The following is a 12,177-nucleotide window of genomic DNA, read 5'->3' as shown; positions in this document are numbered from 1 at the left end:
GGTTGTGGTGGCGGTTCCAGCGACGCCGTCGCGAGCAGGACCTCGATCATGAGTGCCAACTGCTCCATGTGCCCAATTTCCCCGGCTTGGGGCTACGCCACCGCTGCCAGGGCTGCGGCGATGGGCTCGCTTCCGTCCCGAAACCCGATGGTCCGGCGGATCGCGGCGGGCAGCTCCAACACGGCGGCAGCGACGAGGGCGACGTTGGCGCGGGCGGTCTCGGCAGCCTGCCACGGCCCGTTGACGTGGACGTCTATCAGGCCGCTGCCCGGCTTGTCCGTGAGCGCGCCGGGGCCCAGGATGGTCCAGTCCAGGCTGGTGCCGCGCAGGTAGGAGTCAGCGGCTGCCTTGGCCTCCGCGTAGTGGAAGAAGGGGTCGTCCACGGGCACTCCGTGATCCGGTCCGGCTCCAAGATAGGACACCATAACGTAGCGGCTGACCCCGGACTGCGCCGCAGCGTCCATCGAGCGGATCGCGGCGTCACGGTCCACAGCGTAGGTCCTCGCAGGGTTTCCGCCGCCGGCACCGGCCGACCATACGACGGCGTCGTGACCCAGGAGCGCCTCGGCAATTTCCGCCGTCGTCGCGTTCTCCACGTCCAGGACGACAGGGGTGGCGCCGGTTGCCTCGACGTCGTACGCGTGTGCGGGGTTCCGGAAGATGGCAGTGACCTCCTGCCCGTCCGCAGCCAGGACCTTGGAGAGTTCCCTGGCCACTTTGCCGTGGCCGCCGATGATTGCGATTCGCGTCATAGGCCCATTCTGTCCCCCGCCCCGGGATCCCGACACCCCCTGTGCTATCAGATTCGGGTGTGGCTCCCACCGCACCGCTGGCAGATCCCGGCCGGCGGTCCCAGTCCGCTCGTCGGGCCCCATCCGCGTCCTAGAATGGCGATGTTTCATCGGGGTGGGGCGTGCTCGACGTTGCCGGGGTGCCAGCGGATCCGGCCACCCTGGGTGGCCGACGCGGGTGAAGGCGGCCGTGGAGTAGGCGGAACTACAGGTAGTCCTAGTAGTCCGGGATCGCCCCGCTGGAGATGTTGACCGTGGCGTTTGTGATGGCCGCCGCCTTGTCCGAGGCTATGAACCATGCCGTGCTCCCGACATCCTCCAGTGTGGTGGTGCGGTTCAGGAGCGAGGCCTTCTTGATTCCCTCCTCGATCTCCGCGCGGCCTTCGGCCTGCCGGGGGATGGTCTCGATGATTCCGCTGGTCACCATGGTGACCACACGCACGCCGTGCGGGCCCAATTCAATCGCCCACTGCCGGCGCAGTCCCTCCATCGCATCCAGGGCAACCTTGAACCCGCCCAGCCCGGGGAGCGTCTGCGGTCCGGAACCGCCGAACATCAGTACGACGCCGGAGCCTTGCTTGATCATGTGGGTGGCCGCCGCGCGGGTGGTGAGGAAGTGGGTGCGCGTGGCCACGGTGATCGGAAAGGTGAAGTCATCAACATCAATCTCCATCAGCGGCTGCTGGATGTCGCCGTAGGAGATCACGTTGAAGGAGACATCGATCGACTCGCTTTTCCTCGCCACCCCGTCCACAAAGGCATCCACCTGCTCTTCATTGAGGGCGTCGACCACGGCGGTCTCAGCCCTGCCTCCCGCCTTCCCGATGTCCCGGGCTACTTCCTGCAGGGTCGACTCGGTCAAACTCCGACCGGAACAGGAAATCCCCGAAGTCCCAGCCAGCAATGTCCTCGAAAGGTGTGCGGACGAGGCCGTACTGTTCGACGAGCTTCTCCCAAACGCCCCGGTGCAGCGGCATCGCTTCGGCCAAGAGCACTTGCTGGGGCTCGGCGTAGTCCATGCCGAAGTGCCTGGCCAAGGCTGGCCAGAGTTGCCGCCACCGGAACTGGTCGCCATTGGTGACATTGAAGATCTCGCCCGCGGCAGCCGGCTCAGATCCGGCCCACATGGTCGCCCGGGCCAGTAGGTCGGCATCAGTCACCTGATACAGCGCATCGTAGGCCGCGACCGTGCCCGGAAAGCGCAAGGGCTGACCCAGGGCGCGGCTGATCGCCGCGTAGACGGCGATGACCATGAGCAGGTTCATCGGGTTTCCGACCGCGTAGCCGACGACGCCCTCGGGACGCAGAACCGTGAGCTCGAAGCCGCGTTCCTGTGCAACCTGCCGCAGGAGGTCTTCCTGGTCGTAGTAGAAGTTAGGCTGAATGAGCCGCGGATCGCTCTCCTTGGCCGGTGTGTTGAAATACCCGAGGTGTGCGCCGTAAGCCTTGCCGCCCTGGTACAGGGTCACGTGGCGCAGCGGGGCCCCGACCACGTGCAGGCCGTTCAAGGTATGCCTGAGCAGTGCGACATTCACGTCGGAGAGCTCTTGCGTGGTCGGCTTCTCGATGTAGGCCCCGAACGCCAGATGCGTTGTTTCGGCCGCTGCCCTGAACGCGGACTGGGTGGCCTCCGCATCCAGCAGATCCACCGGAAGATGCTCCCATCCAGCCCCCTCCCCGTGACGGCGGCTAACCCCCCGAACCTTCCAACCCGCACGAGCGTACTCCTGGGCCACATGTCGGCCGATTACTCCGCCGACCCCAGTAACCAGGACACTCCCACGCGTCCGATCAGACAAGGCGAGCACCACCATCGACATGATGGACGGTTCCGGTGGTGTACCCGTTATCGATCAGATGAACGACCGTTGAGGCCACATCTTCGGGACGCCCGGTGCGACCGATCAGGAGCCACCACTCATGGTTCTTCATCGAGCCAGTGTCGCGCCCGCGAGGTAGCGGGTAAAGGGCTGGGTGTTACCGCTACGTACGTGTCGGCGCGTAAAGGACCAGGCCACGGGAGCCGCAGTCTTGGGAAAGGCACCGGCCGAGGCCGTCCTGCTGCGGGCGGCCGCTATGACCGACGCCGACGTCTGGTTCCTGCCGAAGGAGTCGATGCCAGGAGATGAACGCATCGGGGCGTTGCTGCGCTACCCGCTGTCTCCGGGCATCGTCCCGGAGGCGGAGTAAACCATGGGGGATGTATAAGGGCAGGCTACTTGGTCCGAAGGACCGTTCCTCTGTCCAGTGATTTCACGGTGGCCCAAGCCTGGTTCCGCTTCCCCCTGGACAGGCAAGATGGTCCTTTTCTACACCCGCAGGAATGACTCGAAGGTCGGTCCAATTAATCAGAAACGTAGCGGTATCTCTCTTTGGCCCTTGAACGCCGAATCGACAAGCTGGCGGAGCAGCACCCACAATCTGCTCACTGGGTACCGGCAAGTCGGTGCAGCGCGCGATTGCCTGGGTTTCCCGGAGGCGCCCCACTAACAAAAGCGCCGATATTCCTCGGATCTTCAGGTGGCCCGCTCGACCGGATAGCTTTTCCCAACGGCATGGATCTCGCAGCGCTTGCAGTGCCGGCTACCGTCGGCTCTCAGGTCACCCTCTCGACCTGCAGAAAGAGTTCATAGTCCGGCACCCCCGCCACTTCGAACAGAAGGTCGCCCGTGTTCCCGCCGAACAGGAACCGTTCAACGTAGGAATCCCCCGGATTTTTGAGCAGCTTTCCGAGCCTGAACCGCTCGAAAAGGAATGTTCTGGCTCCCATGACCTCGTCCTCGACGGCGCCGACAACAGCTAATCCCACGACGCTCGCGACCTGGGCGGCCCAGTCCGTTATCTGGGGCAGGTATCCGACAGCGGACAGCGCATGTTCGGTCGTTTTCCGGGTAGCCTCTGCATTGCCTTGGTCCTCCTCCCAGAGTTGGACGCTGAGGGCAATAGGACCCGGGGCGCCGTCGATGTCCCCTTGTTTCGGCCAAACGACACTGTCTGGCGGAAACAGCCGGGTTCCACCAGGGGGCACTTCGGCGAAGACTCTTGACCGCATAGTCTTGGTCTGTTGCGCGCCGGGATCGAGAGCCGTGAAAATCCAGTACGGGTCGTCGGTCCCGCCCCAGTCGGGCCCGGTGTCGGCGACGCAGGTGAATTTCAGGGCACGCACAATGTAGTTGCTCACTGTAGGATTCCTTCCGCCAGTAGGTTACGATCCGCCGGCGCGCCGTCGTAGTCAATACTAAAAACGTCCTACCCGACTGGACTTTAGTCACGGCAGTCTTCCACGCTGGCGGGAGAGGATCCGACAATGCCCGCCGGACGGTTTCCCTGCCGGTCTGGTACCGTCCTGAAAGTCCCCCGGTTGCGTCCGGGTCATACCTGAGCTGCCGGGCATAGGCTGAGGTAATTGGGGGTTTACGAAAGGATGAACCAAATGACCGGCAGCAGCGAAGACAGCTTCAACGGCTTTATAGTTCCTAACCCGTCAAAGTTCAGCGAGGACATCCCGGGCGACATCGGCGACGAAGCGAACGAGATCCGCTTCAGCGAAGAGGAAGCCCTGATCGAGGAACAAGCCCACGGCATCTTCCCGGATACTTACAGCGTCCCCGGAATGCCCAATATGTCCGAGGCGATCGGGAACATCGACCTGCCCCCGGAGGACCTCGGCGCAACACCAGACAGCGACGCCAGCGACGACCCCCTGCACGGCGGCGCCGAGCAGTAGCTCCTCCACCGCAGCCCATATATAGGACCGGGCCCCGCCGGAATGGCTGCGCGCGCTGGGAGGGCGCCAGATGCGTCAAGTCAGGTGGGCGTCAATGGGATGCCGCGGCTCCACGGCGGTCGTCCATGCTGCGGCGCTCGTCTTGGACGAAGAGCCCGGCCAGGAGCCGATCGGATTCCGCCTGTGCCACGACGTCGAAGGCTCCGCCTGTGATCAGCAACTCGTCAGCTCGGGACGTCGCGAGCAGGTGCTGGACTTGAGTCCGCACCTCGGGGGCTGTGCCGTAGAGCGATGTGGACAGGCTCCTTTCGACCGCTTGCTTTTCCCGGAGAGTCAGTCCCGCCCACTCTGCCGGTCCCACGGGCGCCAAGGCAGCGAATTCGCCTGTGGTCCTGGAGCGGGCCAGCGCCACCGCTTCGGGCAGAAGCAGTTCCCTCGCCGCCTGGCGGGTGGCGGCCACTGCTACGTTGGCGGAAACCAGGATGAAGGGCCGCTCGAACCAGCGTGATGGACGGAACTGTGAGCGGTACCTTGCCAGCGCCGGGAGGGTGCCGTTCTGATCCCTCCGGAACACGGCTGGCCCGCCCAGCACCACCGCCAGGCCGGCACGGGCTGCAATATCGATTCCCGAACCGGTGGCCAGCACGAATACCGGTGTGGCCGAATCGTTCCGCGGCCGGGCAGTGATGGAAGCGGCTCCGGACAGGTAAGCAAGCAGCTCGGCGAGCTGGTCTTCAAACCGCTCCGCGTCCTGTTTCCCGGCGCGCAGCGCATTCCGCACTGCCGGGGTGAAACCGACAGACCGGCCAACGCCCAAGTCGATCCGCCCGGGATGCAAAGCCTCCAGCGTGGCCGCCTGTTCGGCCACCACGAGTGGTTGATGGTTGGGAAGCATGATGCCTCCTGAACCGACCCGGATGGAGTGCGTCCGGGCAGCAACGGCAGCCATCAGCACGGCCGGAACGGAACTGGCAATGCCTGGCACCGCGTGGTGCTCTGCGACCCAGAAGCGGTGGTAACCCCATTCCTCGGCCCGCTGGGCCCGTTCCAGCACCCGGTTCAGGGCGTCCGCAGCAGGAAACCCGTCCCGGGCGTTGGCACGGTCGAGAATGGAAATCCGGGGAGGAGGAAGGGCCATACTGCTGGAACTACTCCGGGCGAGGAAGAATTCCGCTCCGGAACGCGGGTACGGAGTCCGGGGCCGCCACTGTCCAACCTAATGTGTGCGGGCGGCGATGTGTGCGGACGGCCGAGGGCCGCTTCCCGGGGTCCTGGACCACCGAGACATTCAGCTCATCGGCAGCCTGCTCATAAGGGTACGTTCGACATCCGAAACTCGACGAAAGCCCCACGTCAATGCTGCGCGATAGTAACTGGGTGTGTCCCTATTCGGGTTGGGAGTGCACTCATCTGCCGATGATCGAGCCTCTACTGAACTCGCCACGCGACAAGGAGCCCCGCGGCTGAGGGCAGGTTCGCCTCCACGTGGCCGCCTTTACACGTGGTCGAGCAGATGATCGCGCGGTGGGGTCCGGCTCGTAGGAGTGCGCCTTTCGTGGGTGATGACAGTGGCGGCCAGGGCGATGGTCAGGCCAATGACGGTCTCGAGGGCGCGCTCAGTCAGGAGGGTGCCGATCGGGGCTGGCAGCATGAGATCGCCGAGCAGAAGGGCCATCGGGGTGAAGAAGACCAGGCCGAGGCTGTAGTTGCGCCCGGTCGTCAGCTCGGTGCACGCCTGGAGCGCGGCGATCACCATGATCGCGGCATAGCTGCTGGGGTGGGCGGCCAGGACGAGGGCTGCGACGCCGAGGCCGGCGGCGGTGCCGATCACCCGCTGGGCAGCGCGCGTGAGGCGGGCGGGCAGGTCGGGTGCCGACATGGGGACGGATGCCGTGACGAAGGTCCAATAGGGGTGGCCGATGCCGCTGGTCGCGACGGCGAGGCCGGCGGCGGCGATACCGAGCAGATAGCGGGCGGCGTGGCGGCCCACCGGGATGGACGGGCGTAGGCCGCGCCACGACAGCCAGTACCGCACCGGGTCGCCGCCGTCGCGGGCGGTGCGACCCGGGAGGGCGAGCAGCAGCGCGAAGACGGCCGCGCCAGCCGCGGCGAGGACGGCTGCGGGCACCGTGCTCAGCGCGATCGGGACCGTGGCCGAGGCTGTGAGGGCGAAGACCGGGTTGAGAGCTCCGGCCGGATGCCATCGGCCCAGCTCGGCTAGCACTACCGCGACGCCGGCCCAGGCGGCCGCGACCGGGACGAGCAGCCAGAGCCGGAACGGGACAGTCGCCACTAGGGCGCCGACGACGACGCCGACCACCAGCACCACGCCCGCCTGCGCCTGCATGGCTAGGCGTACCCGAGCTGGCTCGTGTCGTCCGTACAGGGCGGTGAAGGCACCGATCGCCGCATACAGCAGCAGGTCGCCGCGACCGGACGCCAAACAAGCCACCAGCGGCACGAAGATCGCCAGGCTTGCGCGCAGGGCGGTCCAATGGGCGCCGGCATGCGGGCCCAGGTCGAAGACTGCCGCCCACCAGGACCGCGTGGGGGTGGCCTGCGTCATTAAAAACCTTCCGAAGTGGTACAGGAATGAAGTACATCAATGTTACTACACCTATGAACTACTATTGTGGTTGACCGAGGCGACGGCCACGGGGACGCGGAGGAGCCGGATGGATCAGGACGCAGACGGCCTGCCCGCTCATGGCGACGTCGTGGACCGGATGCAGCGTGAGTGGGCCCGGCTGCGCCCGGATCTGAGCTTCGCCAGCCTCGGGGTGATCCACCGCGTGCTGCGCGCTTCCCGCCTCATCCTCGAAGCCAGCGACGCCTTCCTCGCCGACTACGGGCTCACCCGCGGCGAGCTGGACGTGCTTTCCGAGCTGCGCCGTACGGGCGAACCTCCGAGCCCAACGACGCTGGCCCAGACGCTGCTTGCCCCGCGTTCCGCGATCACCATGCGGCTGAACGCCCTCCAGGCTCGGGGACTGCTGAGCCGGCAAGCCAACCCGGCCGACGGCCGCTCGTCCCTGCTCGTCCTCACGGACACTGGCGCCGCGCTCGTGGACGAGGTGATTCCCGCCCAGCTCGCCCTCGAAGATGCCCTACTCGCCGAAGCCCCGGCCTGGGCCATCGAGGGCTTGGTCGATCCCCTGCGGGAACTAACCTCCGCGTGGGAGCAAGGACGCGGCCACCAAGCCGGGTCCAGCAAGGACCGGCGGAACGGCGCGCTCGAGCCCTCCGGATGAGCCGCAGCAGCGCGCGCTTCGGGTGAGCATCAGCCGACGCGCTACCGGGTTCCGCGTGGTAGACCACCAACGGCGCTCTGCTTCAACCTGAGGACGAAGAACTACCGCGCGATGTGTCCTGTCGCCTGAGTCCACCCATGTCTAGTCCGCGGCCGCTGCACCGGTCTGGTCGCCGCCTTTGGCGTCACCTACATCCGAGAGGGCGAATGACCGGATTGCAAGCCGTTTTGCGGGGAGACTTAAGTGATGCAAGACCTCCTCACCGCCCCCGCAGCACCCTACCTCGCCGTCATCCTCGCCATAGCGGCGGGACTCACCTTGTCCTGGCTGGTGCGCCGGCTGGTGCTCAAGCTCAACCGCAAGAACACGGCCCTGCGGGAGACGTCCCGGAAGGCCCGGCTTCCGCTGCGCTTCGCGATGTGCCTGATTGGCGTCCGGATCGGCTTGGCGCTGACGAGCGCGGACGAGGAATGGTGGCAGATTGTTGACCACGCCCTGCTGGTCGCCCTGATCGGCTGCCTTGCGTGGCTGGGGATCGCCGTGCTCCACATCATCGAAGCCCTGGTGCTCTCGCGCTACCGGGTGGATATGGCGGACAACCGGCGGGCACGGCGGCTCCGCACCCAGGTGATTCTGGCCCGCAGGATCGGCGTCGCCCTGATCGTGGTGGTTGCCGTGGGCAGCGTCATGTTGACCTTCCCGGCGGGCCAGGCCCTCGGCGCCGGACTGCTGGCCTCTGCGGGCCTGTTCTCGATCGTCGCCGGTCTCGCCGCTCAGACCTCCCTGACCAATGTCTTCGCCGGCCTCCAGCTCGCGTTCACGGACGCGATCCGCGTGGACGATGTCGTGGTGGTCGAAAAGGAATGGGGCCGGATCGAGGAGATCACCCTGACCTACGTGGTGGTCCACGTCTGGGACGACCGCCGGCTGATTCTTCCCTCCGTCTACTTCACCACCACTCCGTTCGAAAATTGGACCCGGCGCCGGTCCGAGGTCATGGGCACCGTGGAATTCGATCTCGACTGGCGCTCCCCCTTCGAGGCGATGCGCGGGGAACTCAAGAGGATCCTGGCCGAAACCGCATTGTGGGATGAGCGCGTGGGCATCCTGCAGGTCACGGACGCGGTGAGCGGCTACGTCCGGGTCCGCATCCTGGTGAGCTCCTCGGACAGCGCCTCGCTGTTCGACCTGCGCTGCCTCATCCGCGAAGAACTCGTGATCTTCCTGCAGCAGAACCACCCGACGGCGCTCCCGCACGTGCGCATCGAAACCACGGCCCCGGCCGCGGCCAAGACTCGCCCCGAAGCCAAGCGGGCGCCGCTGGTATCCGCCGCCGACGACCGCCCCCGGCACCCCGCGGACCCGCACGATTCCCAGATGTTCGCGGGTTCCATCGAGGCCGTCGCGCGCTCCCGCGCCTTCTCCGGCCCGGGCGAGGAGGTGTTCGAGGACCGGGAGAAGGCGATCACGGCGCAGGACAAGCCGGAGGCAGATGAAGGCTGAGGACGGGAGCACGTCTGGCAGGTCTTCCCTGCCTGCAGGAAGTGGTTAATAATCAGACGTTGGTGAGACGTGGTGGGCAGCCGGCCGACTGCCCCCTTCGTCCCTGATGGACCTGATGAGGAGTCCCGCATGAGCATAGAACAGTCCGTGGCGGCTGCCGTCGCTCATGCAGATGCCGGCCCAGAGGCACCGTCCGAGACCGGCGCTGTGCGCATCCTGTCAACACTTCACCGAATTCGCTTGCCATCGACCGGGCTGCCCACTGTCAATGGCCAGTAGTTTGTGCCCACGGGCGGCCAGTTAATGTGCCCGCTGGTGGCCAGTAAAACTGCCCGGTGATGGCCAACAGATCTGCCCACTGAAGGTTTCGGCGGGGTTGGCCATCGTGGGGTCGTGTCAGTTCAGTTGGGTGACTCCTTTTCCCGCGAGGGCCTGGGTGAGGCGGATGGAATCGCCGCTGGTCTGGCAGACATGGGCGTGGTGCAGCAGCCGGTCCACGGTGGCGGTGGCCAGGGTTTTGGGCATGAGCTCGTCAAAGCCTGCCGGGTGAAGGTTCGATGAGATCGCGACGGAGCGCTTTTCGTAGGCTGCGTCCACGACCCGGTAGAGGCCTTCGGCGGCGTCGGTGGCCACCGGCAGGAGCCCGATGTCATCGATCACGACGAGTTCGGCGCGTAGGATTCTGGCGACGGCCCGGGTGACGCTGTCGTCGGTGCGGTGGGCCCGGATCAGGGCGCCGAGGTCCTCGAGCCTGAACCAGGCCACGCGCATGCCGGCTTCGACGGCTTGCTGGCCGAGGGCTTCGAGGAAGAATGTTTTCCCCGTGCCGGACGGTCCGCAGACGACCAGGTTCTCCCGCCGGCCGATCCATTCCAGGGTGCGCAGGGCCTGCTGGGTCGGCGCGGGGATCGAGGAGACGGCGGGGTCCCAGGCGTCGAAGGTTTTCCCCGTGGGGAAGCCTGCTGCCTTGCGCCGGGTGGCGAGCATGGACCGGGCCCGGCCGGCTGTTTCCTCGGTGAACAGTGCCTTGATGATCTCTGCCGGTTCCCAGCGCTGGGCGCGTGCGGTCGCAATCAGCTCCGGGGCCAAAGCCCGGGCGTGGGGCATTTTGAGCTGCCGCATCAGTGCTTCGAGTTCGGCCGGCAGGGGCGGGGCGGTCGTGTTCGTGGTGCTGACAGGGCTCATCGGTTCTGCTCCTTCACAGGGGCGGGTTCAGTGCCCAGGCCGGCCCATGCACTGGTGCCCTGGGTCAGGGACCGGGTCTCGTCCGCGGCGTGGGTAGTGGTGCGTCGGATGTTGGCGTTCAGGATCGAGGCCAGATCGCCGTGAGCGAAGCGGCCATGAAGCGCGGCGTCACCCAGGGCCCGGTCCACCGCCTCGGCGCCGGCGATTTTGGCCAGCGTCACGGCCTCAGCCATTTTCACGTTCATCCGGGCCGTCCCGGTCCCGGCGGCTTCCACGAGCCAGGTCCTCGCGCCCTCGCCGATGGCAAGGAACTCGGCCTCACCGGCGTTGCGGGCCTTCACTGCGTAGTCGCCCGGGATCCTGGTCCTGGTTCCGGGAAAGTGCTCTTCGATGATCGCGGGGCTGCCGGGCCTGGCCCGGTGATGACGGGCGACCTCGACCGGACCGGCGGAGCCGTGGTGGACGATGATGACCTGTTCATCGGGCCCGGTGCCGTGGGAGCGGACGAACACCCTCGCGCCGAGCAGATGCGCGGGCACGGAGTACTGGGCGTTCTCGAAGGTGACCATCGGGGTGTTCTCCGGGACGGTGCGGGCCACTCCGAACGCGACCGTGTGCGCGGTCTCCGGGATCCGGTGCAGCCGGAGCTGTTCCTCTGCCAGCACCGCTGCCGGTTTGCGCCGGATGGTGCGGTGCTCCCGGTTGTTCACCTCGTCCATGAATGCCTCGCAGGCCGCCTCGAGAGCGGTGAAGGAACCGTAGTCCGCCCGCAGGTTGGTCTCTTTTGGGACGATATCGGCCTTGGCTAGCTTCACGGACGCTTCGACCCCGCCCTTGGTGGCGGGGTCCGCCGGCTGGCAGGTCAGCACTGTGACCCCGTAGTGGCGGGCGAAGTCCAGGGTTTGCTGGTTCCGCACCGGCACCCCGGCCACGTGGGCCGTGGTCACAGTTTTCTCGTTGTCCGTGAGGACATAGGTCGGTGCCCCGCCCAGGATCCGGAAGCAGCGGTCCAGAGCGGCGAACACGCTCGGCGCGGTCCGGTCCCGCAACGGGATCACGATCCTGAACCTCGAGAACGCCAGCCAGGCCACGAACAGGATGGTCTTCACCCCGCCGATCCGTGGTCCGTCGCCGAAGTCGTACTGCAGCCACATCCCGGGCTCGGTGATCCACGGTCGGTGAACGCGGGTGTGTCCCAGCCGCCACGCGGCCTTGACCTGCGCGATCGCCCGGCGGGTGGATCGCTCGGACCCCGCGTAACCCATGGCGAGGAGCTTCGCGTGGGCTTTATCGGCACGGATCCGTCCTTTGGACGCCTCGACCCATTCCTCGATCTTGGGCAGGTAAGTGTCCGTGACCCGGGGCCTGGGCGCGGGTTCGGCGATCGGCCGGCCGGCGTCCCGTGCCGCTACATGCCTGGCTACAGTGTGGTGCGAACAGCCCGTGAGCTCGGCCGTGGCGCGCAACGATCCGGTCAGATCGTAGGCAGCAAGAATTTCCATGATTTCTCCGTCATGCTTCATACAGGGCCTCTTCCTGGGACGACATTTGGTGCGACTAGACACCGTCATCAAATCCCGGGGAGAGGCCCCCACCGCTTAAGACGCGGCAGGTTCAGTAAGGAAGTGGGCAGATCTCATGGCCACCAACGGGCAGTTCTACTGGCCGTCAGTGGGCATTTCCGTGGCCGCCTACGGGCAGTTTTTCATGGCCGCTAACA

At 66.3% G+C, this 12,177-nt stretch carries 12 protein-coding genes; 4 read left to right on the top strand and 8 right to left on the bottom strand.

Annotated elements, in window-relative coordinates:
* Positions 1–92: 92 nt before the first annotated feature.
* The 3 genes from DBZ45_RS18695 to DBZ45_RS23330 form a co-directional block, all read right to left on the bottom strand.
* Positions 93–752, bottom strand: coding sequence for an SDR family oxidoreductase (locus DBZ45_RS18695; RefSeq protein ID WP_111905344.1), 660 nt, complete (start codon positions 750–752; stop codon positions 93–95).
* Positions 753–1,008: 256 nt separating this feature from the next.
* Positions 1,009–1,653 carry an SDR family NAD(P)-dependent oxidoreductase gene (locus DBZ45_RS18690; RefSeq protein ID WP_223257158.1) on the bottom strand — a complete coding sequence of 215 codons (645 nt, stop codon included), beginning with the start codon at positions 1,651–1,653 and terminating at the stop codon, positions 1,009–1,011.
* Positions 1,592–2,605 (bottom strand): SDR family oxidoreductase, encoded by a 1,014-nt coding sequence (locus DBZ45_RS23330; protein ID WP_223257170.1) that lies wholly within the window; start codon positions 2,603–2,605, stop codon positions 1,592–1,594. The genes DBZ45_RS18690 and DBZ45_RS23330 overlap by 62 nt, the downstream gene beginning before the upstream one ends.
* A 217-nt stretch (positions 2,606–2,822) precedes the next feature.
* Between DBZ45_RS23330 and DBZ45_RS23030 the strand changes: the two genes are divergently transcribed.
* Positions 2,823–2,981 (top strand): hypothetical protein, encoded by a 159-nt coding sequence (locus DBZ45_RS23030; protein ID WP_190243193.1) that lies wholly within the window; start codon positions 2,823–2,825, stop codon positions 2,979–2,981.
* A 406-nt stretch (positions 2,982–3,387) separates the two neighbouring features.
* Here the strand turns inward: DBZ45_RS23030 and DBZ45_RS18675 are convergent, their stop codons facing one another.
* On the bottom strand, positions 3,388–3,972 hold the full coding sequence (locus DBZ45_RS18675) for a hypothetical protein (RefSeq protein ID WP_111905341.1): 585 nt from the start codon (positions 3,970–3,972) through the stop codon (positions 3,388–3,390).
* Positions 3,973–4,224: 252 nt separating this feature from the next.
* Here DBZ45_RS18675 and DBZ45_RS18670 point away from each other — a divergent pair, with 252 nt between their 5' ends.
* Positions 4,225–4,518: a hypothetical protein gene (locus DBZ45_RS18670; RefSeq protein ID WP_111905340.1), complete on the top strand. Its 294-nt coding sequence runs from the start codon at positions 4,225–4,227 to the stop codon at positions 4,516–4,518.
* A gap of 91 nt (positions 4,519–4,609) precedes the next feature.
* On the opposite strand, the gene DBZ45_RS18665 is transcribed toward DBZ45_RS18670, so the two are convergent.
* Both DBZ45_RS18665 and DBZ45_RS18660 read right to left on the bottom strand, forming a co-directional pair.
* The gene (locus tag DBZ45_RS18665; RefSeq protein WP_111905339.1) at positions 4,610–5,656 is read right to left on the bottom strand and encodes an MsnO8 family LLM class oxidoreductase; all 1,047 of its coding nucleotides are present in this window, start codon (positions 5,654–5,656) and stop codon (positions 4,610–4,612) included.
* Between the two features lie 357 nt (positions 5,657–6,013).
* Positions 6,014–6,811 carry an FUSC family protein gene (locus tag DBZ45_RS18660; protein ID WP_190243192.1) on the bottom strand — a complete coding sequence of 266 codons (798 nt, stop codon included), beginning with the start codon at positions 6,809–6,811 and terminating at the stop codon, positions 6,014–6,016.
* Between the two features lie 382 nt (positions 6,812–7,193).
* Between DBZ45_RS18660 and DBZ45_RS23025 the strand changes: the two genes are divergently transcribed.
* Both DBZ45_RS23025 and DBZ45_RS18650 read left to right on the top strand, forming a co-directional pair.
* The gene (locus DBZ45_RS23025) at positions 7,194–7,769 is read left to right on the top strand and encodes a MarR family winged helix-turn-helix transcriptional regulator (protein WP_190243191.1); all 576 of its coding nucleotides are present in this window, start codon (positions 7,194–7,196) and stop codon (positions 7,767–7,769) included.
* A 246-nt stretch (positions 7,770–8,015) separates the two neighbouring features.
* Complete coding sequence (locus tag DBZ45_RS18650; RefSeq protein WP_111905337.1) at positions 8,016–9,272, top strand: mechanosensitive ion channel family protein; 1,257 nt, start codon at positions 8,016–8,018, stop codon at positions 9,270–9,272.
* 396 nt (positions 9,273–9,668) lie between these two features.
* Here the strand turns inward: DBZ45_RS18650 and istB are convergent, their stop codons facing one another.
* Positions 9,669–10,457 (bottom strand): IS21-like element helper ATPase IstB, encoded by a 789-nt coding sequence (istB, locus tag DBZ45_RS18645; RefSeq protein WP_111902704.1) that lies wholly within the window; start codon positions 10,455–10,457, stop codon positions 9,669–9,671.
* Positions 10,454–11,980, bottom strand: a complete 1,527-nt coding sequence (gene istA / locus DBZ45_RS18640; protein WP_190243005.1) for an IS21 family transposase — start codon at positions 11,978–11,980, stop codon at positions 10,454–10,456. Before istA ends, istB begins: the two co-directional genes overlap by 4 nt.
* Positions 11,981–12,177: the final 197 nt, after the last annotated feature.

Source organism: Arthrobacter globiformis (assembly GCF_003261175.1).
In the GTDB taxonomy this organism is placed as follows: Bacteria; Actinomycetota; Actinomycetes; order Actinomycetales; family Micrococcaceae; genus Arthrobacter; species Arthrobacter globiformis_A.
The sequence above is the reverse complement of the archived record's forward strand: the minus strand, read 5'-3'. Positions and strand labels throughout refer to the sequence as shown.